This is a genomic window from Caballeronia sp. PC1, assembly GCF_021353155.1.
Classification (GTDB): Bacteria; Pseudomonadota; Gammaproteobacteria; order Burkholderiales; family Burkholderiaceae; genus Caballeronia; species Caballeronia cordobensis.
In genome coordinates this window covers 1,076,673-1,099,679 of sequence record NZ_JAJUBH010000002.1, presented here as the reverse complement: position 1 = coordinate 1,099,679, position 23,007 = coordinate 1,076,673, and the positions used below count along the sequence as shown (strand labels likewise).

Annotated in this window: 21 protein-coding genes and 1 pseudogene; 4 read left to right on the top strand and 18 right to left on the bottom strand. The window is 61.1% G+C overall.

The annotated features are described in order from the left end of the window. Positions 1-44: 44 nt before the first annotated feature. From flhC to fnr, 8 genes are all read right to left on the bottom strand, one after another. Positions 45-641, bottom strand: a complete 597-nt coding sequence (flhC, locus tag LY284_RS21045; RefSeq protein ID WP_233387853.1) for a flagellar transcriptional regulator FlhC — start codon at positions 639-641, stop codon at positions 45-47. Beyond that, entirely contained in the window at positions 638-955 is a 318-nt protein-coding gene (gene flhD / locus LY284_RS21040; RefSeq protein WP_233387852.1) for a flagellar transcriptional regulator FlhD, read from the bottom strand. The genes flhC and flhD overlap by 4 nt, the downstream gene beginning before the upstream one ends. A 154-nt stretch (positions 956-1,109) precedes the next feature. Beyond that, entirely contained in the window at positions 1,110-3,164 is a 2,055-nt protein-coding gene (locus LY284_RS21035) for an EAL domain-containing protein (protein WP_233387851.1), read from the bottom strand. A 90-nt stretch (positions 3,165-3,254) separates the two neighbouring features. Continuing rightward, positions 3,255-3,539 carry a hypothetical protein gene (locus LY284_RS21030; RefSeq protein WP_233387850.1) on the bottom strand — a complete coding sequence of 95 codons (285 nt, stop codon included), beginning with the start codon at positions 3,537-3,539 and terminating at the stop codon, positions 3,255-3,257. 60 nt (positions 3,540-3,599) lie between these two features. Then, positions 3,600-5,210 (bottom strand): methyl-accepting chemotaxis protein, encoded by a 1,611-nt coding sequence (locus tag LY284_RS21025; RefSeq protein ID WP_233387849.1) that lies wholly within the window; start codon positions 5,208-5,210, stop codon positions 3,600-3,602. 234 nt (positions 5,211-5,444) lie between these two features. After that, entirely contained in the window at positions 5,445-6,086 is a 642-nt protein-coding gene (locus tag LY284_RS21020) for a response regulator transcription factor (RefSeq protein WP_053568934.1), read from the bottom strand. 175 nt (positions 6,087-6,261) lie between these two features. Continuing rightward, the gene (locus LY284_RS21015; RefSeq protein ID WP_233387848.1) at positions 6,262-6,996 is read right to left on the bottom strand and encodes a helix-turn-helix domain-containing protein; all 735 of its coding nucleotides are present in this window, start codon (positions 6,994-6,996) and stop codon (positions 6,262-6,264) included. A gap of 392 nt (positions 6,997-7,388) precedes the next feature. Beyond that, positions 7,389-8,135: a fumarate/nitrate reduction transcriptional regulator Fnr gene (fnr, locus tag LY284_RS21010; protein ID WP_075644247.1), complete on the bottom strand. Its 747-nt coding sequence runs from the start codon at positions 8,133-8,135 to the stop codon at positions 7,389-7,391. Between the two features lie 306 nt (positions 8,136-8,441). Between fnr and LY284_RS21005 the strand changes: the two genes are divergently transcribed. Continuing rightward, positions 8,442-10,187, top strand: coding sequence for a diguanylate cyclase domain-containing protein (locus LY284_RS21005; protein WP_233387847.1), 1,746 nt, complete (start codon positions 8,442-8,444; stop codon positions 10,185-10,187). 4 nt (positions 10,188-10,191) lie between these two features. Here the strand turns inward: LY284_RS21005 and LY284_RS21000 are convergent, their stop codons facing one another. The 3 genes from LY284_RS21000 to LY284_RS20990 all read right to left on the bottom strand — a co-directional run bounded on the left by LY284_RS21000 (position 10,192) and on the right by LY284_RS20990 (position 12,804). Beyond that, complete coding sequence (locus LY284_RS21000) at positions 10,192-10,467, bottom strand: DUF3303 domain-containing protein (protein ID WP_233387846.1); 276 nt, start codon at positions 10,465-10,467, stop codon at positions 10,192-10,194. A 640-nt stretch (positions 10,468-11,107) separates the two neighbouring features. Then, positions 11,108-11,881, bottom strand: a complete 774-nt coding sequence (locus LY284_RS20995; RefSeq protein ID WP_233387845.1) for a hypothetical protein — start codon at positions 11,879-11,881, stop codon at positions 11,108-11,110. 194 nt (positions 11,882-12,075) lie between these two features. Beyond that, the gene (locus LY284_RS20990) at positions 12,076-12,804 is read right to left on the bottom strand and encodes a hypothetical protein (RefSeq protein WP_233387844.1); all 729 of its coding nucleotides are present in this window, start codon (positions 12,802-12,804) and stop codon (positions 12,076-12,078) included. Positions 12,805-13,739: 935 nt separating this feature from the next. On the opposite strand from LY284_RS20990, the pseudogene LY284_RS39065 reads away from it, so the two are divergent. After that, positions 13,740-14,049: pseudogene (locus tag LY284_RS39065) on the top strand (alpha/beta family hydrolase); the annotation flags it as partial. Positions 14,050-14,079: 30 nt separating this feature from the next. Here the strand turns inward: LY284_RS39065 and LY284_RS20985 are convergent. Both LY284_RS20985 and LY284_RS20980 read right to left on the bottom strand, forming a co-directional pair. Next, the gene (locus tag LY284_RS20985; protein WP_233387843.1) at positions 14,080-14,580 is read right to left on the bottom strand and encodes a DUF6644 family protein; all 501 of its coding nucleotides are present in this window, start codon (positions 14,578-14,580) and stop codon (positions 14,080-14,082) included. A gap of 6 nt (positions 14,581-14,586) precedes the next feature. Next, positions 14,587-14,937: a DUF6152 family protein gene (locus LY284_RS20980; protein ID WP_233387842.1), complete on the bottom strand. Its 351-nt coding sequence runs from the start codon at positions 14,935-14,937 to the stop codon at positions 14,587-14,589. A 214-nt stretch (positions 14,938-15,151) separates the two neighbouring features. Here LY284_RS20980 and LY284_RS20975 point away from each other — a divergent pair, with 214 nt between their 5' ends. After that, the gene (locus tag LY284_RS20975; RefSeq protein WP_233387841.1) at positions 15,152-15,556 is read left to right on the top strand and encodes a DUF6232 family protein; all 405 of its coding nucleotides are present in this window, start codon (positions 15,152-15,154) and stop codon (positions 15,554-15,556) included. Between the two features lie 109 nt (positions 15,557-15,665). After that, positions 15,666-15,980, top strand: a complete 315-nt coding sequence (locus LY284_RS20970) for a hypothetical protein (protein ID WP_041731821.1) — start codon at positions 15,666-15,668, stop codon at positions 15,978-15,980. 5 nt (positions 15,981-15,985) lie between these two features. On the opposite strand, the gene LY284_RS20965 is transcribed toward LY284_RS20970, so the two are convergent. The 5 genes from LY284_RS20965 to phnS form a co-directional block, all read right to left on the bottom strand. Beyond that, positions 15,986-18,439, bottom strand: a complete 2,454-nt coding sequence (locus tag LY284_RS20965) for a glycogen/starch/alpha-glucan phosphorylase (protein WP_077159149.1) — start codon at positions 18,437-18,439, stop codon at positions 15,986-15,988. 247 nt (positions 18,440-18,686) lie between these two features. Beyond that, the gene (gene phnV / locus LY284_RS20960) at positions 18,687-19,496 is read right to left on the bottom strand and encodes a 2-aminoethylphosphonate ABC transport system, membrane component PhnV (protein WP_233387840.1); all 810 of its coding nucleotides are present in this window, start codon (positions 19,494-19,496) and stop codon (positions 18,687-18,689) included. 1 nt (position 19,497) lies between these two features. Then, positions 19,498-20,427 (bottom strand): 2-aminoethylphosphonate ABC transporter permease subunit, encoded by a 930-nt coding sequence (phnU, locus tag LY284_RS20955; RefSeq protein WP_233387839.1) that lies wholly within the window; start codon positions 20,425-20,427, stop codon positions 19,498-19,500. Continuing rightward, a complete protein-coding gene (gene phnT, locus LY284_RS20950) occupies positions 20,405-21,466 on the bottom strand; it encodes a 2-aminoethylphosphonate ABC transport system ATP-binding subunit PhnT (protein WP_233387838.1) in 1,062 nt (353 codons plus the stop codon). The genes phnU and phnT overlap by 23 nt, the downstream gene beginning before the upstream one ends. A 1-nt stretch (position 21,467) precedes the next feature. Next, positions 21,468-22,541, bottom strand: coding sequence for a 2-aminoethylphosphonate ABC transporter substrate-binding protein (gene phnS / locus LY284_RS20945; RefSeq protein WP_233387837.1), 1,074 nt, complete (start codon positions 22,539-22,541; stop codon positions 21,468-21,470). Between the last annotated feature and the right edge of the window lie 466 nt (positions 22,542-23,007).

Sequence of the window (23,007 nt, the reverse complement as noted above, 5' to 3'; positions counted from 1 at the left end):
ACTGATTTTCGTAAGGCACGACACTAAACCTGAGCGATACCGACTCAGGCTGGAATCGCCTCGAACTCGCTGATGCGATCGGGACGTCCCTTTCCCGCGCGCGCCGGAGGACGGCAAATGCCGCAAATAAAGTTTGGCTTCAGCTCGAACTTATGGCCAATGAACTGCCCCTGGCAACATGTGCAACGGCACGATTCGAGTACGTCGCACTCGATGAACCGCAGCAACGTCCAGGCGCGCGTCAAGCTCAGAAGAGGTTCGCGATCCGTGCTTGACGTGTGTTCCAGGTAAAGTCGATAAGCGCTCAACAACGCCTCGATGCGCTCCACTTTCGCAGTGTCGAGCAGGAAGCGATAGAAGGAATAAAACAGCGATGCATGAATGTTCGGCCGCCACGTCAGGAACCAGTCTTCCGAAAAGGGCAACATGCCCTTGGAAGGCGACACGCCTTTCAGCTCCTTGTAAAGTCGGATCAGACGATCGCGAGACAAGGTCGTCTCCGCTTCGAGCACTTGAACGCGCGCGCCCAAATTGATCAAACCGATGGCGAGCTGGGTTTGATGCGCCTCATTCAGCAAACTCTTCTGTGCGAGCTCCGACGTGTCCTTCGTCTTTTTCAGACACGGATGAATCCGGCTCATTGAATCGACTCGACGGGTTGCTGAACGAGCAAGAGCGTTGCCTGCATGCGGCTCATATCGATGTGTTTGGCGTGATGCGTGAGAGTCGAAAGAATCGCGTGATCGTCGAAGCGGAACCGGCACAGCATGATGTTGGAATCGGCAAGCTTCATCAGTTGTGCAGGCGTGATCATCGCGAGCACTTCCGCTACGTCTTTCCCGATGCCGAGACGCAGCATCGCTTCGGCCAGATCGTCACGAATCATATTTTGCGCGAGCAGGAGGTAAGACAAGTTGACTTCCCGCAGCGCGTCGAGACGTTCGATGCTTTTCAAAATAACCTCGTAATAATTCGCTCAATCAGCCTGATTCCGCGTCACCCAACGGATTGACCACATGATATTGAGATAAGGCAACGGAGATATTGAGCGCAATCAAAAATGAACTATCGTTCACCCTGTTCCGAATAGTCGCCGATCCGCTTTAAAGTCAGATTTCCGAAACAAGGCTGCGTCTCGCCGATTGATAGCTTTCGCTGCCGACACCGTGTTGCGCAAACGCTTCGAGCAACGCGTCTTTCGCGGGCGATCGCGAGACCGAGGGGAGAATGCAATCGAGCGCGACGGCGGAATCCGGGAACAAGCACACCGACATCGCGCTGCGAACTTCAGAATGCAGATGCAGTGTTTCTTCCCAGATCAAAAGACGCGCGAGTTTGCCCAGCCGGCTGACAGGCTGTCCGGTCTGCAACATCGCGGCGTTCGTGTTCATCCACAGGGCAATCTGCGCGGCCGGCATCGGACGCGCGATTCCATAACCCTGAACGAAATCCGCGCCGAGAATGACGAGTGCATCGACGAGGCCTTTATCTTCGACGCCTTCCACGACAACCGTCTTTCCGAGCGAATGCGCGAGCCGCGTCAACTGATAAATGAAACGCAGCATGTCGGAATTGTCGTTGCCATCCAGACGCACGATCTCCTTGTCGATCTTGATGCAATCGAACGGCAGCACTCTCAGCCGGTTCAGGCTGCTGTGTCCCGCGCCCAGATCGTCCTGCGCAAGAATGACGCCGAGCCCCTTGTATTTGAGGATACCTTGAAGAGAGCGCTCGCGCTGCAACTCTTCCGTCTCGAGCACTTCGAGCGTGAGCGCGGATGGATCGCATGCGTGTCTTGACAGCACGTTCCGTGTCGCGTCGAAGTAGCGCGGGTCATTGAGTCCGCTTGGCGGGAGATTGACGGACATATCCAGGTCGATGCCTTCCCGAAGCCAGCTATTCCGTTGCGCCAGTGCTTGCTCCAGCCCCCGCACGAAGAGCTCGTACATATCGTCGCGCGAGAAGGTCGGAAGGAACTGGCCGGGCGCGAGCAGGCGATGCCCGTCGTGCAAGCGTGCCAGCGCCTCCACCTTGGCAACTTCGCGCGTCCTCAGATTCAGGATCGGCTGGTAGTGCATCTGCAAGCCGTCCGCGCGCAACAGTTCGCTCCACTGCTGCCTGACCGAAAAGGGCACGGTGTGCGTGCCGCCCTCGACGTGTTCGATGCGGGTTATCGCGAGGCCGAGCAAGGTCTGCACGAGCGCGATGAAGTCATGTTGATCGCCGCCCGCAAATCCGCCGGGCAACGCACTATAAAGGCACAGCACGGCTCGCGGGGCTTCGCCTATCGGGCTGAGTGGAATCGCGGCGAGAGAGCGAAAGCCATGTTCGCCGAGAAGCTTTCGCCAAGGCGCGACGTGCCGGTCGGTGACGGTGTTGATCACGCGCGCCGTTGCGCCCGTCCGGAAGGCGACGCCTATCGGGCCTTGGCCCAACCGGTCGTTCTCGTGCTTCAGTACGCCCAAGCCTTCGGCCTCGATGGCCTGCAGATAGTCCGGCAGACGCGCGCCGCCGACAGCCTCCCAGCGAAAGCGCCCATCCGCGTCGGGACGCCCGACCGCACAGCCCGCTATTTCCTCAAGCTGGGCGATGGCCTGCACGATGCCATCGACCAGACTTGCATAGCTGTCCACTTCGGAGGTAATACGGATGATGGACAGCAACAGTTCGGAACGCGCGCTTTGCAGCTCCTTGTAGACCTCGGCTTGAATGGCGAGATCGCGTGCAAAACGCAGCGTCAGTATCGTCAGTGCCTCGCCGTGGCTATCCGGATCGATCTCGCTGCAGATCGCACTCTCAAAGATCGCACGGCTGTGAACGAGATTCTCATGATCGAGTCCGAGCGTCGCATGGATGCGGCCGATTCGCAGCGCCATTGTGCGATGCTCGGCCGCCGTGAGGTCGGGATTTGCGAGCCTGAGCACGTTTCGGATTTGCTGCGCTTCGAGGTGCGCGAGCTCGGAATCCGAAAGCCGCTCCAGAATGCGCCTCGACTCGGGCAGGCCGGCGAGCATCGAATAGAAGCGATTGACCACCCGCGAAGCGCTGTCGGACAACGCGGACGTCAGCGATGCCAGCGCGCGTCGATGCGCCTCTCCGTAGATCGAAAATTCTTCATCTGCCGGGTGAGCCCCGTCGGTCTGCGAGGCAAGGCGGTTTAGCATGGCGTGCTTTCCTCTTTATATTTTTGGCGCTACAGATTCAGCTTGCGGTTGAATCGCCTCTCGAGACAAAGGGCGCGGAATCGCTCGGCGTTACGTCGCCGCTTTCTTGCCGAGGGTGCCGAGAAAATAGTTGATCTCACTCAGGAACGCGGTCTGTGCGCCTGCCGGAAATACGTTGTCGTCCGTCATTTCAAGCACGCGCTCGATCCGCGTTCTGAAACTGCGCTCGATGTCCGCGCGCGAACTGACGGGGAAGTGTGTCAGCAGCGCCTGACAGAGTTCGCGTATCACGATCATGCGCACGCCGTAGTCGAGTAACGCGTTGCCCTGAACGGTCGTGAGCTGCGTATGCGCTTCGTTTGTCGCTGCTTCCAAGGCGGAGGTCTGCATGGCTTGACTCATAAGGAAGATGTTTCGAGACGCGCTTTCGCTTCGTCAAACCGTTGTGACGGCAGCGGAAGACGTCGCTGCGGAATGCGGCCTGCTCCGTCGCGCTGGCTGATCCGACGCGCTCGATAGCTCAAACACGGAAACCGCATTCGTCATTTGCACCGCCGACTGCTCCAGCGACTGCGCAGCCGCGGCGGATTGCTCCACGAGCGCCGCATTCTGCTGCGTGACCGAATCGATCTGGCTGATCGCCTGGTGGACCTGCTCGATCCCCTGACTCTGTTCTTCCGACGCTTCCGCAATCTCGCCCACGATATCCGAGACTTGCTGGATGCCGCGGATCACCTGCGTCATCGAGACGCCTACGACTTCCGCCTGTTCCACACCGTTGCGTACAAGCGTGGCCGACGACTCGATCAAATCCTTGATCTCCTTTGCCGCCGTCGACGAGCGTTGCGCGAGCGCGCGCACCTCGCTTGCCACGACGGCAAAGCCTCGTCCCTGTTCGCCCGCGCGCGCGGCCTCGACCGCGGCGTTGAGCGCAAGAATGTTCGTCTGAAACGCGATGCTCTCGATCATCGTCGTGATCTCGGATATGCGCGTGGAACTGTCACGGATATTGCCGATGATCTCGACCATCGTCTGCACCGCCGAGTTGCTGGAATTCGCTGTCTCGCGTGTGCCCATGGCGAGCGTGTTGGCATGGCGGGCGTTGTCGGCGTTCTGCCGCACCGTTTGCGCCAGCTCCGTCATGCTGGCCGCGGTCTCTTCGAGCGACGAGGCCTGCTGTTCGGTACGCGCCGACAGATCGATGTTGCCGCTCGCGATCTCACGCGCCGAGATCGACACCGCCTCGCTCGACGACAGAATGCCGCGCACCGTCGTCGTGAGCTGATCGCTCATTCGCTTCATCGCGTCGAGCAGCGGGCGAAACTCGTTTTTTGAATCGAACGCGATCGGGCTGCGCAGATCGCCCGCCGCGATAACATTCGCAACTTGCACGGACTGTCCCAACGGCGTGGAAATCGCCTTCGACAGATACATCGAGGCACCGATCGCAATGACGACGCCGACGATGACGATCAGCCCGAGGACCCACATCAGTTGGCCGTTTCTCACCGCGCTATCCGCAGCGAAGTTCTTTGCTTGCTCGACATTGAGCTGGACATCCCGACTGATCAGGTCGGTCAGGCGATCGCCGAGCGGCGAGAGCGTATTTTGTTGGAACCCCGCGCTGGACTGAAAATCACCCTTTTCGATCAACGCCAGCTCTTCCTGCACGGCGGCGCGGAACTGCGTCAGTTGCGTTTCGATGTTCTCCGCAATAGCCCGCTCCCCACCGCTCGACACACCGTTCGGGTAATAACTCGACCAGGCCTTTTCGATCGCGGTCACCGCATCCCGGACCTTCGAGGTTTCGTGCGTTTCCTGTGTGGCCTGAATCATCCACAGCACGCGGCGCGTATTGAGCACATTGGCGCGAACGCCGGCGAGCTGACTGATCGGCAATGTATTGCCGGAATAGGACGTCTGCATGTTGTCGCTCAGTTTCGACATGCCGTAAAGGCTGAAGAGACCGAGCGAAAGCATGAGTGCAACGGCAATGCCGAACGCAAGCATGATCCGGAAGCGGATCGTGTGGAGAAAATGGTTCATCGTATTTCGTTCAAGCTTCAGACGACACTCGGCAGCCACTCCGCATGAAGGATCCGGCGAGTGGCGTGAAGACTTCGGATAAAAGGTATGCTCTTCGATAGCGACGAATGCTAACCGTGCCTCGCCGGATGAACGTTGACCGCGATCAATTTTGAGATAACCACGAAGTTCATCGTTTCAGCATGTCATCCAGTTTGGTGTACGCGTCGCATTGCTCAGTGAAACGCGGTCGGATCATTCCTCTTCGTCGAATAGCTTTTGATTCACCGCATAGCGCACGAGTGCCGCTTCATGCGGCATCTGCATCTTCTCGAGAATGCGCGCCTTATAGGTGCTCACGGTTTTCGCGCTCAGACAGAGATCCTTGGCAATCTCCGTGATGGTGCCACCCGACGCTATCCGGCGGAAAACGTCGAACTCGCGGTCGGACAAGCGCTGATGAGGAAGGGCGCTGGCGGGCTCGTACAGGCGCTGCGCGTATTGCTCCGCCATCGAAATGCTGACATAGACGCCGCCCGACGCAACCTTGGAGACGGCCGCCAGCAGTTCGGACGCCGCGCAGGCCTTCGTCAGGTAGCCCGCCGCACCCGCCTTGAATGCGCGTACCGCGTACTGCTGTTCGGCTTGCATCGTCAGGACGAGAATACGCAGATCAGGCTGCTCTTTTCTTATTTGCCTCAGCAGATCGAGGCCGTTGCGGCCCGGCAAAGACAGATCCAACACGAGTACGTGCGCGGGCGTCGAGCGCACCAGTGCCAGCGTGCCCGGCCCGTCGCCCGCTTCGCCCACCACGTCGAAACGTCGGGAATTCAGGAGAATGCGATGGAGACCTTCGCGAACCAGTTCGTGATCGTCGGCGATCAGAACGTTCGTCATGGGTTGCTCGGGCGTTGCGTCCTGATGGACAGCAACGGCTGTCGCGGCACAGTGGTCACGCACACCTCCGTGGGTGGCATATCGGCGTTCAATATGCCACCACTTTGGCATGGCGCGCAACACGGAGGCCAAATCGCAGACGACTCTTTGCTGCGATGCAGCGTAATAGACTGTTTTAGACTTTCTCAAGTCCCTCGCAGTCGACGATTCGAACCTTTTTCGCGCGCGCCTGAATCAGCCCATCGCGCGCGAACTTCGACAGCATCCGGCTGACCGTCTCGAGCTTGAGTCCGAGATAGCTGCCGATTTCTTCACGTGTCATGCGAAGTTCAAGTTCTTCTCTCGGATAGCCGCGACCACCTACGCGATCCGAAAGATTCAGCAGAAAGGCGGCGACACGCTGCTCGGCCGACATCGTGCCGAGCAGCATGACGAGCGCGCTTTCCCTGACGATCTCCCCGCTCATGGCCCGATGCAGATGTCGCTGCATCGCGCGGATGCTAAGGCACATCCTCTCCAGTTCCGCGAACGGAATCACGCAGACGGAGCTGTCTTCGAGCGCGATCGCATCGCATGCATGGCGATCGACACTCAAGCCGTCGAGGCCGAGCGTTTCGCCGGCAACGAAAAAGCTGTTGATCTGTTCCACGCCGTCACGGTGCACGAGCACGGTCTTGAGCGAACCCGTGCGAACCTTATATACGTTCTCGAAGCGGTCGTTCGCGCTGAAAAGCCGCCCTCCACGCCGAATCGCACGCGTCGCGCCGACGATGTCATCGACTTGCGCGAACTCCCGCGCGGAGAGTTCTGTCGGCATGCACAGGAAGCGCCGCGAACAGGTCGAGCAGCGCGGCGCGGTACGCCGCGTCGCAACGGGCGACTGCGGCCGGCGTTCGTTTGATGAGTACATCCCTTTCTCTCCCAGATCGGGCGCGTGTTCGGCAAACGTGCCGCTGGGCGCCGTGAGCAAGGCAAGATATCGATGCCCACCATCGAAGTCTGGGGTATTCGGATTTCGCGCAAAATCAGTCGCCGCCGCGGATCGATGTAAGGCGGCGAGCACCTCTGTAGGGAAACGCCTACACGTGCCTCGCCGAGTAATCGCGGCGCGGGCGAATTCAAACTCGTCGAAGATTGGATTAGATCAAAAACCGGAGCCTTCACTTTCTCCCAAAGTACTCGGTCAGGCGAATAATTCGCATGCACGGTCGGATCCCCGTCCGCGCCGTGTACTGGACAGCTCTCGTCCATTACTGCGCGTCACCGCCCCGGTGACGCGCTTTTTTTTTCGCAGTAACCGATTCAGCTTGCACAATCGCCGGCGGACGGTACGCCCGGTGCGCGGCCGTCCCACTGCTCGCTCAGATGCGTACGCGCCTTGAGTTCCGCCACGTTCAACAGTTTTACGTGACGATGACGGACCTGAATCAGCCCGCGATCCATCATCTTCGACAATAGCCGGCTGACGGTTTCCAGCTTGATACCCAGATGATTGCCGATGTCCTCGCGTGTCATGCGCAAATAGAACTCGCTGCTCGAGTAGCCACGCGCGGCAAATCGCTCCGACAAGTTGACCAGGAACGTAGCGACTCTTTCCTCTGCGCTCATCGAACCGAGCGAAAGCAGCATCGCGTGATCCTTTCTGACTTCACGGCTCGTCATGCGAAGCAACTGCTGTTGAAGGAACGGCGCGCGGATCGCGAGCATGGCGAGGTTCTCAACGTGAATCACACACACATCGGAGTCCTCGAGCGCGATGGCATCCGACGCATATCGGACTTCGTCGAAGCTATCCAGCCCGACCAGATCGCCCTGAATATTAAAGCCCGTGATATGCACCCTGCCATCCTCGGAGCTCGTCAGCGTTTTCAGCATTCCCGAGCGAATCGCATATACCGAAGTCAACGGATCGCCTTGACGATACAGCGTCTGCCCCTTTCGAATGCGGAGACGTTCGTGGATCTCGATATCGAGGATCGAAATTTCTTCCCGACTCATCCCCTCGGGTACGCAGAAGCGGTCCAGCGAACAACGTGAACAACAAGGCATGACTATCTTTCCGGGTTCTTGACGGAGGCAGCGTGCAGCGTCGCGCACGACGAACCATCGACGTCGTTGCGAGTGCGAATAAGCGGCATGTGGATTTTGAATCGGCCTACGGCGATCCTCTCACCGGGCGGTGTTCCGGGGTCTGGGCGAATAGCCGACCGCGCGGCGCAGCCCGGAGCGGCGCACCAGGCAACGCAAACCGAAAGGTCCGAACAGCTTGCAAGGGTAAGGCGCGGACCTCGAAAAATTCTTGATTGCCGTCAATTTTGAGATAGATCAGGGAAGACGTTCGCCGGAGCGCAAATCGTGCGCGCCACAACATGGGACTGCCGCCCAGACGACGAATCGAATGCGTTTTTAAGCAAAGTCAATATCCCGCAGACAGCTAAACATTACGCTCTGAAGATTTCCTGGATCCCCTCAACACAGGCTGGCCGGATCGGCATCGCAATGAAACTACTTACGCGCATTTACCGAGGGAAGATAGTAGGCGTGGTGTCGGCGGGTGGCATTGCGTTGATCGCGCTCATAGCGTTCGGGCTGCTGGAAACGTCGAAACTCGAGTCGAATGTAGCGGTGTTGTATGCGGGCAATATCGCGCCGGTCAGCGAACTCGACGCCATACGCATTGCGGAAATGGACATGCGCAGGCAGTTCTGGAGAGCGCTCGCGTTACGCAATCCTGACGTCACGACGGGAACGATTCAATCGATACGCGGATCAATGGAAAAGCTCGACAGGGCGTGGTCGCGCTATTTCCCGGTAGGCATCAGCAGTGCAGAGGAACGCGCACTGGCGAATGTGCTCATACACGATTTGCCTAGATTCAAAGACATCGTAAGAGAGGGCGTGGCCTTGCTGGCAGACGCACGCTACGACGCAGCGTCGAAATGGTTAGACAGCAACATCGATTTCATGGACCGTCTGGACACCAGGCTCGGCCAGGACATTGCTGTCAATACGCGGCAGGCTGAACGATTCGCTCAGGAATGCGCGTCGATCGTCAATACGACCTTCATGGTCGGATCGGGATTTGTCGGTGCGGTCTTATTGCTGGTTGCGGGCCTGTTCTTCTATCTGTTGCGTGAGCGTAACGACGTCAAGAGAGAGACGCGATATCACCTGTGGATGGCCAACCGCGTCTTCGAGCATGCTTCGAACGGCGTCATGGTCATCAACAAGAACGGACTGATCGAGCGGATCAATCCCGGTTTCACGATCCTGACCGGCTACACGCAGGACGAAGTAATTGGCCGCTCTCCGTGCCTGCTCAATTCCGGACGCCAGAACCGGACCTTTTATGAAGATCTCTGGCGTCGCCTGAACGAAACCGGCCATTGGAAAGGCGAGGTCTGGAACCGCGGAAAGGATGGCCGTATCTATCTCGAATCCATGTCGATGTCGGGCATCCGCGACCGAGACGGACACTATTCGCACTTCGTTGCATTCAGTTCCGATGTGACGCAACGTCAACTCGAAGAAGAGCGCCTGAGTTATCTGGCGACGCACGACGCATTGACCGGATTGCTGAATCGCGCGCAGTTCGGCGAGCATCTGCGTCAGGCGATCTTGCGCGCGAAGCGCAAGCTGACGCGCGTTGCGTTGTTGTTCATCGATCTCGACGGCTTCAAGCAGATTAATGACACGCTCGGTCACGGCGTGGGCGATTTAGTGCTGAAGACCGTCGCATCGAGGATCAGACAATCGCTCCGCGAAAGCGACGTGATCGCGCGCTTTGGCGGCGACGAGTTCACCGTCATTCTCGAAGACATAATCGATCCTCAAGATGTGGCACGCATTGCGCACAATCTGGTGGCATCGATAGGACGTCCGATGGATATCGACTCGACGCAGGCGCGCGTGACCACCAGCGTTGGCATCAGCCTATTTCCCGACCACGGCGCGGGGCCGAATGAACTGCTCAAGCGCGCAGATATGGCGATGTACGAAGCGAAGGATTCCGGCAAGAACGACTTTCAGTTTTGTGCGCTGACGGAAGACGCCACGGCGATGCACAGCGCCGAAGATGCCCAGGCAGACCAGGCGGAGTGACCTGTCAGAGCAGTCCCAGCGAGGCATCGTAGGCGTCGGCGGTCATCACGGGTGTCAGCGTGAAGTTGAAGAGATCGTTCCATTGGATGATCCATGCAGCGAGTTTCGACGCATCGTCCGCTTCGATGACTGCGTATCCGCCCGGCTCCGCGATGGCATGCCAGCGGGCGATAACGGTGATCTCTTTCGACCTCGAACTATCGTTTCGCATGCTCTTGTAGCGTTCGACTGCGGCCTTTCTTGCAGTCGCGGGACCAGACCAGTGGACGACAAATAGCATGGAAGACCTCTTTTCTCACAGGCGGCGTGGACAGATGATGCGCTTGACGCCGTCGGGATGTCGAGCATGCGCGGATTGATATGCACACAACGGGAATCGTCACTGTCGTGCAAAATCCGGCGGTTTCACCCCGATCCGTTATTTCTCAGTCTCTCGTGGCAAGATTGACAATGATCGTCAGTTGAAACGGCGTCCGCGGGAAAATTGTATCGCGTCGCGCCGGGGAGTTAGGGCATGCCGGGCCTGGAACTTCGCTGTGCGGGGAGGATCGCCTGGCCACCCGGTTGACGGACCTTAATATCGAATGCTACTTCGCGCTCGCCGAAAGCGGAGTCGCCGCGATCAATGCGGTTTCGACGCGACCGGCTCCCGCCGCCCATTCATTTGATTTTCCCTACCTGCCCCGATGTTCTTGACACAGAACAGGAACTGCATGGTGATGCGACTAGCGACACGGCCGCGCTATGTCGACCGGCCGATAGGCGGCAGATCGCACGACTGGCCCTCCTGCCCTCTTTAACGACCTTCGCGCTGCAACGCACCTGTGTCGCACGGGGAATCGCCTTCCGTCCCGACGATCAAGCACCCTATGGCATCCTGAACAGCGACAATGCCCGCTTTCCGCCGGGCAGCGGCCATCTCAATGCTTCGCGAAGAACTGCTCGTTGGTGATCGGTCGAAGCATCGCCGTCGCGCCACAATCTCGGGCCTCGCTCGAATAGAACACCTTGTAGTCGTCGCTGGGAATGTACTTTGCCATGCCGCGAAAGCTCTCGTCCTTTTCCAGCGCCATATCGACCGTGGCGATGACGAACTCGTTCGGTTTCGCGGACTCGAAACTCAAACACATTTGAATTTTCGCGGGCGCTGCCCCCTTCAGCGGTAGTTGTCCGCCGAGCCGGCCGGATGGATTGACCGACTGCTCTCGCGTTTCCAGATACGGCGTGCTGCTGGCCCCGGAGGTGCGATCGAAGACGAGAATTTGCGCATGGTCGATCCTGCGCGCGGAGTGGTTATGAGCGGTGACGACCAGCGTCCTCGACTGAAGCACGGTGGGCGGGGATTGACCAAATTGCAATCCGTTCTTCTTGTGAAACTCGCTGTCGAGCACGCCTATCTGATTGTTCGACCCCTGAACGAACGTGCTGTTGTTTCCTTGCGCGGCGAAAGCTCCGCTACCGACCGCGACCGGAGCAGCATTGCCGGTCACCTGAGTGCCAGCGCCATTGTTGACCGCGTTATTCGAGCCACTACCCTGATTGATCTGATCGCGGCCAGCCTGCGCAGGCCGTGAACTGCCGAAGTGAACACCGATGAAGCCGATGAGTGCCGCGATGATCGTCGCGGCAGCGCCCCACTTGGCCACCTTGATCGATGCATTCGCTGTCTCGGAACGCGTGTCGCGATCTGACATGGCAAAGCTCCGAACGAAATCTGGGCAAGCGCGCACGGCGACCGTCGGGCCGCGTGTCCGACCCTATAGCCCGATAGAATAGGTGATTGACCACGAACTTTCAAATGCAACGATGAGTATTCCGCATGAAATCGAACCGATGGCCATTTGCTTTTTCGGGTACCGGCAAAGTCCGCATGAAAGCCAACGAGCGCTCAGAAGCGGGCGGAAAAAACTTCCGCCGGTATCGTCTCCTGGGCAGCCTTCCGATCGCAATCGGCGTGACGGCTCGAGTAAAACGCCTGAAGCGGGTCGTTCTCCACATATTCGCGTGCGGCTTTTCGAGTGTGCGTGCTGGCCACCAGCGTCCGGTTCGAGATAACGGTGATGAACCGTCCCGGCTGGTCTGATTCGTACGTCAGGCAGAGTCGGATGCTGGAGGGCGCGGGGCCTTCGATATGCATCATTCCGCCGAGTCGCACCTGTTGTCCGACGGTCTGTTCATCGGTCTTCGCGAGTTCGCGCAAAGTCGATTGCGGCGTGCGTTCAAGCACCAGAATCTGAGCGCGCGAAATGCGCCGAACCGAATCGTTGAATGCCGAGACGAACAGCACTCCGGATTTCGACAAGTTGATCGCTTGCGATTCGAGCACCAGTCCATTCCTGTCGAGAAACCCGCTGTCCAGAACACCGATCTGATTATTCGATCCTTGCACGAACGTGCTGTCATTTCCCTGCGCCTGGAATGCGGGGGCGGACGCAGATCCGGTGTGTCGACCGCTTGCTGTATCTTTATTCTGGCTACCGGTTGCGAGCACTTTTTCATCGACCGAAGCACGCTGCGAGCCGCGCGTCAACCAAGCGGATGCAGCGGCAACGAAGACCACGACCACGACTACAAGCGGCGCGGCTACGTAGAGGGCTCTCGAAGTCCGCAGGCGCATCGCAACACTCCAAACGGCTTCAACCGTTCACAAAGGGCATGCAGCAGCACACGCCAGCCTGGTCTTATTCTAGGTTCAAAGGCATCGCCCGCCCAACACCATTGGACACGATTGGGTTGACGAGGCCGGCGGCGCACGAAGGCGCAACGAGGGCGCTGTGTTGAACGCCGCCCATCGATTCAACGGCTGCGCATCGACGAGGACGCGAGACGCGAGCCCGCCTTCCGGACATTTTTACATCTGTAGCGGCCTAGCAAGATTTTGTTACGAGAACCACGCGTACGAGATCCCCCTTTGTTCAATTTTCGGGTTTTCTACTTCGAACCGATCGTTGGTGCGTTGCCGGGTCTGCCTTATATCGATTTCCCGTCGTGGTCAGTCAGTTTGCTCCCGGGGTAGCGATCTCGATGGTCTGCTGCCCCAGCTAGAGGTGCTCTGGGAATCGCCGCTGGCTCCTCTCCGACGGATTTGCTTTCCGCCGACGCTACAGGGGTCTGCTGGCGTAATTCGAATGGCCGATTGGTTGGACGGAAGCGGCCGTTAGATTCGCCAATCGAGAGCGCTGACGAATATCGCCTTCTGGCCGAACCCAGAACGTTTTACAGCCGGACATGCTCTTCCAGAGAGCTGACTGCCCTTCGAGAACTTCCCTTGCCGCTGATTGCAGTGTCGTAACAACAGCTCGCTGGCAATGACGCAAGCGTGCTATTACGCAGATGTCTCAAAGCGCGGATCACGTTGAGGCGCACAGGTCGGGCTTGCGGTCGTCAACCGACGCATCGCGACTGCGGCGCCGTTCACGATGGGCGCGCGCTGCATGGATCGGCCGGCAAGCTCTACCTGCCCAATGCCTTGCCGGAGGCCGCCACAACGCTCCCCGATGCCTCATTGATGCAGAATCGGCGCAAAGGCCACAACGGCAGGTCCTGAATACGATGGACGACCCAGAATCGCTTTCCCTGACACTGCCCGACGGCACTAAGGTCTCTGCGCTCCTCCAAGTGCCGGAGGACGCGCAAGCCTTGTATGTCTTCGCGCACGGTGCCGGCGCGGGCATGCAGCACGCTGGCATGTCGTCATTGGCCGACGCGCTTGCGGCGGCCAATGTCGCCACATTGCGCTACCAGTTTCCGTACATGGAGCGGGACTCCAAGCGGGTCGACTCGCCGGCCGTGGCACATGCTGCCGTGCTGGCAGCCGTCGCAGAGGCCCGCCGGCGGCTGCCTAGCCCTGCCGCTGTTCTCGCTCTCAACTTCTTTGTTACGCGACAGGCGGCTACTTATAGGCAAGAAGACGGCCGAGACTGGCGGCCACCGGCCACAGCATCAGCGAGAGGAAGGCCTGAACGCGCCCGGAGAGCGGCGGATGCCGGTCCCAGTCGGCGAGGCGGCGCGCCCAGATGCGGCGAAACGCCAGCGCGTTTGCGAGCCCGAGCAGAATGCAGGCGAGCTTCACCTGCAAGAGCGGATTGCGATGCAGCGGCGACGCGTCCGCGCTGAAGAGCAGCACGCCGCTCGCGATCAGCAGCACGAGGCCGGCGACGGCCCAAGGCGTCAGGGCGTCGGAGACATCGGCGAGCGCGAAACGGCGGCCTAAGCCGAGCAGACGCAAATCGAGCAGGCCGATGGGCCCGATCAGCAGCGTCAGCCCGAGGAGGTGAACCAGATTGACGAGCGGATAGGCCCAGGCCGACGCGCGCACCCACGTCGCGAGCGACGACCCCTCGATCGACGCCGCGAGCGCCGCCGCGAAGCTCGCGAAACCCGCGAGATCCATCGCCGGCTAGCGCAATTCGACGGTCTTGCCGTCGACCGTGATGCGTTCGGCGCGCAGTTCGTGCACGCCGTCCGTGCGCGGATAGCCCTCGATCGTGACGACCTTGCCCGCGGGCAGCGCGCTTGCCGGCAGCCCGCGCGACTCCATCCGGCTGATCGGCGCGAGGATGACGTTCCAGCGCGCGCCCTGATAGTCCACGCCGACTTCCGCGTGCGGATTTCGATAGCGCACGTCCGCGAGCGGCGCCTCGATCTTCACTATCTTGCCGGCATCGTACGAACTCCAGCCGTGATGCGCCCACGCGCCAACGGCGACGAAACTCACGCTGATGCCCAAGAGCCATGATCGGATGCGCATGCCTTCCCCTGTGGTCTGCGGCACGACGCTTCGTCCACATGCGAAAGCCGGCCGCATCGGCTTCACTATAGAAAGCCGCGGCGCGACAACGCAAGCATAATGAAAGAAAATCGGTCAGATACGGCGATCAGCGACAATGCGCCCGCCCCCGAACCTGCCCCTCTTTCGCGCGGTCTGGTACGCTCCCCGGTTTCACCGGCCGTCACGAAGACTCATGGACACACCTTTCAACGAACGCGGCGTCACGTTGTCGCGCGCGGGCCTGTCGGCATCGGGCCAGATGATTCCGCTGCGCGATCTGCGCGCCGCGCGCGTCGTAATGATTCCCCGGCAGAAGCCGCTGCCGGTCATCATTGCGCTGATCGGGCTCGCGGCGCTCGGCGCGGGCATCGTCACGGGTTCGGGCCCGGCGCTGGTCATCGGCGTAATGATCGTCGTCGTCGGTTATCTGACGTGGATCACGCAGGACGTGATCTATCAACTGATGGTCGAAACGCCCGACGGCGAGCGCGAAGTGCTCATCACGAAAGATCAGGAATTCGCCGACAAAGTCGCCGCGCTCGTCGGCGATGCCGTGGCGAAACACGCGGCGAGCGCGGCGCCCAAACCGCAGGCGTGATTTTTACGGCACGTTGATACCGCCGCGCGCGACTTTATCGCGGTGTTTAGGCGGGCGGCGCTAGAGTGGATGCCTCACCACTTCGAGCCGCCGCCGGCGGCTGTCATCGATGGTTCGCACATCCGGTCTGCCCGTTATTCCTCATGCCTTCAGCGGCGGCTCGCCGCGCCGCCGCGAAGCGCGTCGCTGTCTCGCCTTCGATCTAACCGTTCCCGGCCTGAACTCCGCCCCTGCGCGCGAGTTGCTCGCGCACGCGTTCGGCGCGGACGTACGCGCGCATGTCGTCGCGACGAACCGCCGTCACGACTGCACGACGCTCTATGTGGAAACGGACGACGTAGACGCGAACGCCGTGATCGGCAAGGTCACGGCGTGGTTTCCCAACGCAACGCTCGGCCGCGTGATTCGCATCACGCGGCGCTGAGGACGTCAGCTCACTTGCAAGGTCTCGACGTGCCAGATATCGCGCGCATACTCCGCGATCGTGCGATCCGACGAGAAGATGCCCATGCCCGCGACATTCTCGATCGCGCTTCGCGTCCACGCCTCCTTGTCGCGGAACTTGAGATCGACTTCGGTTTGCGTCTTGTCGAAGCTGTCGAAGTCGGCGAGCACCATGTAGTGATCGCCCCAGTCCACGAGCGTGTGGAAGATGTCGTAGAAGCGATGCGGCTCTTCCGGCGAGAAATGTCCGAGGCGAATCTGATCGAGCGCGAGCTTGAGTTCCGCGTTCTCCTCGTAGATCTGCCGCGGCCGATACCCCGCCGCGCGCAGCGACTCGATCTCGTCCGTCGTGTTGCCGAAGATGAAGATGTTCTCGCGCCCCACGGCATCGCAGATTTCGATGTTCGCGCCATCGAGCGTGCCGATGGTCAGCGCGCCGTTCAGCGCGAGCTTCATGTTGCCGGTGCCTGACGCCTCGGTGCCGGCCATCGAAATCTGCTCCGAGAGATCCGCCGCCGGAATGATGAGCTCGGCCACGCTCACGCCGTAGTTCGGAATGAAGCCGACCTTCAGACGGTCGCCCACGAGCGGGTCGGAGTTGATCTTCTTCGATACGTCGTTGATGAGCTTGATGATGTTCTTCGCCATCTTGTACGCCGACGCCGCCTTGCCCGCGAACATCACCACGCGCGGCGTCCAGTCCTGCTCCGGATTCTCGCGGATGCGGTTGTAGCGCACGATCACATACAGGATGTTGAGCAGTTGCCGCTTGTATTCGTGGATGCGCTTCACCTGAAGATCGAACAGCGCTTCGGGATTGATGATCGCATTGGCGTCGCGTTTCGCGCGCTCCACGAGCCGCAGCTTGTTGGCGAACTTGGCGTCGTGAAACGCCTTGCGGAACTCGGGATCGTCGCGCCATTCACGCAGACGGCCGAGTTCGAACAGGTCGGTGCGCCAGCGCGGCCCGAGCCGTTTGTCGATCAGCGATGACAGCGACGGACTCGCCTGCGCGAGCCAGCGGCGCGGCGTGATGCCGTTCGTCACGTTGGTGAAGCGCTCGGGATACATGCGCGCGAAATCGGAGAAGATGTTCTGCACCATCAGTTGCGAGTGCAGCTTCGACACGCCGTTGACCTTGTGGCTCGCGACGATCGCGAGGTGCGCCATGCGCACGCGCCGCTGGCCGTATTCGTCGACGAGCGAGATGCGGCGGATCAGATCGACATCGCGCCCGAACTTCTCCGTCACCTGCTTGAGGAACTGCGCGTTGATCTCGAAGATGATCTCCAGATGACGCGGCAGCAGGCGCGCGAGCATCTCGACGTCCCACGTTTCGAGCGCTTCGGGCATCAGCGTGTGGTTCGTGTAGGAGAACATCTGCTGCACGAGCTTCCACGCCTTGTCCCACGGCAGATGATGCCGGTCGACAAGCAGGCGCATCAGTTCGGGAATCGCGAGCACGGGGTGCGTGTCGTTCAGATGCACCGCGACCTTTTCCGCGAGCCGCCCGAAGTGCGTATGCGTGCGCTGATAGCGGCGGATCAGATCCTGCATCGTCGCGGAGACGAAGAAGTATTCCTGACGCAGACGCAGTTCGCGCCCGGCTTGCGTCGAGTCGTCGGGGTACAGGAGGCGCGACACGTGCTCGGACGTGTTCTTCGCCTCGACCGCGCGGCGATAGTCGCCCTGATTGAACGCGGACAGATCGAACTCGTCGGTCGCGCGCGCGGACCAGAGGCGCAGCGTGTTGGTCGCGGTCGTCGCGAAGCCGGGGATGACCGTGTCGTAGGCCATCGCGTTGACGTGCTCGGTGTCGATCCAGTCCGTGCGGTCTTCATGCTGCACGGTGCGGCCACCGAAATGCACGGTGTACACGACCTCGGGACGCGGAAATTCCCACGGATTGCCCGCGCGCAGCCAGTAATCGGGCATTTCGACCTGATTGCCGTCGACGATCGTCTGCCGGAACATGCCGTATTCGTAGCGAATGCCGTAGCCGAAGCCGGGCACGCCGACCGTCGCCATCGAATCGAGGAAGCAGGCTGCTAGACGCCCGAGGCCGCCATTGCCGAGCGCGGCGTCCGGTTCGAGGTCTTCCAGCGTCGCGAGATCGACACCGAGACCCGCGAGCGCGTCACGCACTTCGTCGTAGATGCCGAGCGCGAGCAGCGCGTTGGTAAACGTCCTGCCGATCAAAAACTCCATCGACAGGTAGTAGACGCGTTTCACGTCCTGTTCGTATTGCAGCCGCGTGGTGCGCATCCAGCGCGCGACGAGACGATCACGCACCGCCAGCTCGACGGCATGCAGCCAGTCGCGCGGCTGCGCGGTGACCGAATCCTTGCCGACGCCGTACATCAGGCGGTTCGAGATGGAGCGCCTGAGCGCATCGACGGTGCTATTGAGCTGGTCGAACTCCAGGTCGACGGATGTCATCGGAACCTCCGGTTTTTGCGACATATGCAACGACCGCGAAAGCATGACGGAAGTTCACGCCGGACGCCCCATATTGGCGCGCCCGCCCCTCCGGTCGCGCGGGTGCGGCCGTGCCTGAAAGTGCAGGTTACGCCAGTTTTATTTTTTTTGGTATGACAAGGCCGAAATGGATGAGGCCCGCGAATTGCTCAATCCGCACAGCCGGATCTTCGTGTTTAGTTCGTTATCCCGATGTTTCGCGTACGATTCAGCGCCGCGGCGCGCGTGCGGCAATCAGTAAAAGCGCCGCGAGCGAAACCCCGAGCAGGATGAGCGACAGCGCCGACGCGGGCAGATAGTAACCGCGATTGACCTGCCCCACGACGACGATCGGCACCGTCGCGAAGCCGGGCGGATACACTGTCAGGGTCGCGCCGAGTTCGCCGAGCGAGAGCGCGAAACCGAGCGCGAGGCTTGCGCGTATCGCCGGCACGAGTTGCGGCAGCACCACGCGCACGAGCACCATGCGCGGCGGCGCGCCGAGACTCGCAGCGGCTTCGCGCAGCGTCGCGACTTCGGGGCGCAGCGCCGCGGCCGCGCAGCGATAGCAAAACGGCAGCACGAGCGCGAGTTGCACGAGCACCACGATCGCGGCGGAACCGGACAAATCGAGCGGACGTTTGTGATACGCGATCAGCACCGCGAGCCCGAGCACGACGCTCGGCACGCCGCTGCCCATCATCGCGACGGCATCGACGAGCGCGCCGAGACCGCGCCGGTCGCGTCCTTCCAGCGCGAGCGCGAGCCACAGTCCGAGCGCGGTGCCGAGAAACGCCACGCCCAGGCCCACTTCGAGACTCGTCGCGACGGCATCGAGGTCGCTGGAGGACAGGCGTGCGAACCAGCGCGTGCTGAAGCCATCGGGGAAGATCGTGCCCGACCAGTGCGAGGCCACGCTCGACAACGCCACGACGGCCACCGGCAACACGAACAGCCAGACGCAGATCAGCGCGACGAAGGCGGCGAGCGCATGGCGCAGCAACGTCTGCGGCCTGAGCGCGGCAGCGATGAGTTGCATGTCAGCGCCCTCCCGAACGTCGATCGACACGCCGGTACAGCGCGTAGAGCGACAGCGACATCAGCAGCATCACGACCGATCCCGCGGCGGCGGTGGGCAGATCGAGATCGACGGTCGCGGCGCTATAGATCGCGATGGGCAACGTGACGAGATGCGCGCTGCCGAGCACGAGCAGAATGCCGAACTCGTTGAGCGTGAGCAGAAAACACAGAAGCGTGCCCGCCGCGATGCCCGGCCAAGCGAGCGGCAACACGAGCTTCGTCGCGACCATCCAGCCGTTCGCGCCGAGGCTTTGCGCGGCTTCGACGAGACGCATGTCGAGCGTCGCATACGAAGCGAGCGTCGGACGCACGACGAACGGCGCATAGAACACGACTTCCGCGAGAATCACGCCGCCGATGCCGAACAGGAAATCGAGCGGCGGCGCGTCGAGCGACAGGAGCCGCTGCAATCCGATGCTCACCGAGCCTTGCGAGCCATACAGAAAGATGAGCGTGAAGGCGACCAGAAACGAAGGAAACGCGACGAACAACTCCAGAAACCGCGTGAGCAGGCGCGCGCCCGCGAACGGCCGGAAGAACAGCATCGACGCGAGCGCGACGCCGACGAGCGAAGCGATGCTCGCGCTCGCGAACAGAATGCCGAGCGTCGTGCCGATCATGCCGCGCGTTTCGGGATTGCCGAAGAACGCGGTGTAGGCGTGCAGCGTGAAGCCTTGCGGCCCCGTCAGGCTGAGCATCACGAGCCGCGCGAGCGGATAGACGACGAGCGGCCCGAGCACGACGACGAGAATGAAGAGCAGATGCCACTGCTGCTTGCGCTCGCGGCGCCGCGCCTCTGCGGCATGCGCGGCGAATTGCGCGGCGAGATCGGCGTCGCCGATGCCGGCTTCGGTGCGTGCGACGCTATCAGGGACGAACAAGGACGACATCGTCAGCCTCGAAGCGAAGTGAAACGCGCGTGCCCTTTTCCGGCATGCGTGCGTGGCCGCGCTGCGCGCTCACGAGCACGGGCTCGTCCGGCATGGCGTCGAGCGCGACGGAAATGGACAGCACCGCGCCGTACCACTCGACGGATGCGATCGTGCCATGCAAGGGGCCATCGCCCAGCGGCCGGATCGTGAAGCGCTCCGGACGAATGCAGGCGAGACGCTCGCGCTCGTCGTGCCGCGCATCGCCGACGGGATACACCACGCGCGGCGGCAGCAGGTTCGCCGCGCCGAGATAGCGCGCGACGAAGGCATCGCTGGGCGCGTCGTAGAGCTCGCGCGGCGCGCCCAGTTGCGCGATACGGCCATCGCGCATCAGGAGTGTGCGATCGGACAGCACGAGCGCGTCGTCCTGATCGTGCGTCACGCACACGATCGTCAGATTCGGCAAGCGCTCATGCAGGGCCTTCAATTCGCTGCGCACCGACGCGCGCAGGTTCGCATCGAGCGCGGAAAGCGGTTCGTCGAGCAGCAGCACGTCCGGCTCGATGACGAGCGCGCGCGCCAGCGCGACGCGCTGCTGCATGCCGCCGGAAAGCTGCGCGGGCATGACGTGACCGGCATCGGAGAGCTGCACGAGCTTGAGGGCATCGGCGACGCGGCGCGCGACTTCGCTCGACTTCAGCTTGCGCGCGCGCAGCCCGAACGCGACGTTGTCGAACACCGACAGATGCGGAAAGAGCGCATAGCTTTGAAACAGCAAGCCGAGATTGCGCTGATGCGGCGGAACGTGCGTGAGATCGCGGCCGGCGATCGTCAGCTTGCCCGCGAGCGCATCGGCTTTCACGAAGCCCGCGATGAAGCGCAGCAGCGTGGTCTTGCCGCAGCCGCTTCGCCCGAGCACGGTCAGGAATTCGCCACGTTCGATATGAAGCGAGAGATCGTCGAGCACGGCGCGCGCGCCGAAGCGCACCGTGAGACGATCGATATGCACGCCCGGCGCCGCATCGACGCCGTGCGCTTCTTTGGGAAGCGCGCTCACGTTACGACTTCGGCTTGACGATGTCAGTCTGCTTGCCGGAGTTGCCGATGACTTCCGTCTTCCAGCGCTCGGTCCAGCCGGCTTTCTTCTGCATGACTTCGTTCCAGTCGACCGGAATCAGCTTCACGCCGGAAATCGCCTGCTTGACGGCTTCGCCGTTTTTCCCCGCGAGCGGCACATCGGTGCGGCCGGGAATGCCGTAGATGTCGGGCACCTTCGCCTGCACCTCCGAGGACATCAGATAATCGATCAGCTTCTTGCCCGCCGCCTGATTCGGGCCGCTCTTGATGAGGCCGATCGCATACGGCAACTGGAACGTCGTCGGCGGCTGGCCGTTCTTGTGCGAGAGAAAGAGCGGCTTGATCGACAGTCCGCCGTTCGCGGCGTCGTCGAGGTCCATTTGCAGATCGCCGTTTGCGAATGCGATTTCGTTACGCGAGAGCAGCACGTCGAGATAGCCGGTGCCTTTCGTGTGGAACTTGGCGTGCTGTTCGAGATTCTTCAGGTAGTCGAAGGCCTGGTCTTCGCCCATCAGCGCGGAAGTGAGGATGATGACGGCCATGCCGTCGCCCGCCGTGGCCGGATTCGAATACGCGATCTTGCCCGAGTAGTTCGGATGCAGGAGATCGGCGAAGGTCTTCGGCGCGTTCTTTGTGACTTCGGGATTGATCGCGAACGAGAAGTAGTTGTTCACGAAGGTGGCCCATGCGCCGTCTTTTTCCTTCGCGATGGCGGGCACGTTCTTGTAGTTCACGCTCTGGTACGGCTGCAGCAGGCCGCCTTGCTGAGCCTGCTGAATGAACGGCGGCAGCGTGACGAGCACATCGGCCTTGGGCGAATCTTTCTCGACGGTCGCGCGGTTCACCACTTCGCCGCTGCCCGCCGTGACGATATTGACCTTCACGCCTTCTTTCTTTTCGAATGCGGGAAGCACGTCCTTGTACAGATTCTCGAGGCCATCGGCGGTGTACAGAACGACGGCGTCGGCGGCGTGCACGGGCATCGCGGCAAGCAGCGTGAATGCGGCGGCGAAGGCCGGCAGCACGGTGCGCGCGAAGCGAAAATCGCGGGTCATGGTGGTTTCTCGTTGAGGGGGTGTTGAAAGGTCGGTTGCGACCTTCGACCCGCAAGGATTGCAGGGATCTGTGACATGGGCGTGAAGGTGGTTTGGTTTCTGTTTTGGTTTGCTCGTGGCTTCGTGGAATCCTGTTTTCGCGTCGGTCTATTGGCTCTGCCCCTCCCCGGGGCGGGGGTAACTTTCTTTGCTGCTGCAAAGAAAGTCACCAAAGAAAGCAGCTTTCTCACCGCCCGCGGTCACACGCACGTTGGCCATTCTTCTCCTCGGGGAACGGCCCTCGCCTAAAGAGTGCCCCCAAAGAAACAACCGGGCTTGGATCGCGCACGATCCGACAAGCCAGTGCGCGAAGCGCGTTGGTTCAGCACGAAATAGCTTCGGCACAGCGCTACGCGCTGCCGCCGGGTATGCAAGGGAAACCAACGGAAGACGAACGCGCACGCAAACCCAATTCACCCATCGGCCG

Excerpts from the sequence above, each read along its gene's own strand:
- flhC (WP_233387853.1), bottom strand. The coding sequence starts at position 641 with ATGAGCCGGATTCATCCGTGTCTGAAAAAGACGAAGGACACGTCGGAG.
- LY284_RS21035 (WP_233387851.1), bottom strand. The coding sequence starts at position 3,164 with ATGCTAAACCGCCTTGCCTCGCAGACCGACGGGGCTCACCCGGCAGAT.
- LY284_RS21025 (WP_233387849.1), bottom strand. The coding sequence starts at position 5,210 with ATGAACCATTTTCTCCACACGATCCGCTTCCGGATCATGCTTGCGTTC.
- LY284_RS21020 (WP_053568934.1), bottom strand. The coding sequence starts at position 6,086 with ATGACGAACGTTCTGATCGCCGACGATCACGAACTGGTTCGCGAAGGT.
- LY284_RS21015 (WP_233387848.1), bottom strand. The coding sequence starts at position 6,996 with ATGTACTCATCAAACGAACGCCGGCCGCAGTCGCCCGTTGCGACGCGG.
- fnr (WP_075644247.1), bottom strand. The coding sequence starts at position 8,135 with ATGCCTTGTTGTTCACGTTGTTCGCTGGACCGCTTCTGCGTACCCGAG.
- LY284_RS21000 (WP_233387846.1), bottom strand. The coding sequence starts at position 10,467 with ATGCTATTTGTCGTCCACTGGTCTGGTCCCGCGACTGCAAGAAAGGCC.
- LY284_RS20995 (WP_233387845.1), bottom strand. The coding sequence starts at position 11,881 with ATGTCAGATCGCGACACGCGTTCCGAGACAGCGAATGCATCGATCAAG.
- LY284_RS20990 (WP_233387844.1), bottom strand. The coding sequence starts at position 12,804 with ATGCGCCTGCGGACTTCGAGAGCCCTCTACGTAGCCGCGCCGCTTGTA.
- LY284_RS20985 (WP_233387843.1), bottom strand. The coding sequence starts at position 14,580 with ATGGATCTCGCGGGTTTCGCGAGCTTCGCGGCGGCGCTCGCGGCGTCG.
- LY284_RS20980 (WP_233387842.1), bottom strand. The coding sequence starts at position 14,937 with ATGCGCATCCGATCATGGCTCTTGGGCATCAGCGTGAGTTTCGTCGCC.
- LY284_RS20975 (WP_233387841.1), top strand. The coding sequence starts at position 15,152 with ATGGACACACCTTTCAACGAACGCGGCGTCACGTTGTCGCGCGCGGGC.
- LY284_RS20970 (WP_041731821.1), top strand. The coding sequence starts at position 15,666 with ATGGTTCGCACATCCGGTCTGCCCGTTATTCCTCATGCCTTCAGCGGC.
- LY284_RS20965 (WP_077159149.1), bottom strand. The coding sequence starts at position 18,439 with ATGACATCCGTCGACCTGGAGTTCGACCAGCTCAATAGCACCGTCGAT.
- phnV (WP_233387840.1), bottom strand. The coding sequence starts at position 19,496 with ATGCAACTCATCGCTGCCGCGCTCAGGCCGCAGACGTTGCTGCGCCAT.
- phnU (WP_233387839.1), bottom strand. The coding sequence starts at position 20,427 with ATGTCGTCCTTGTTCGTCCCTGATAGCGTCGCACGCACCGAAGCCGGC.
- phnS (WP_233387837.1), bottom strand. The coding sequence starts at position 22,541 with ATGACCCGCGATTTTCGCTTCGCGCGCACCGTGCTGCCGGCCTTCGCC.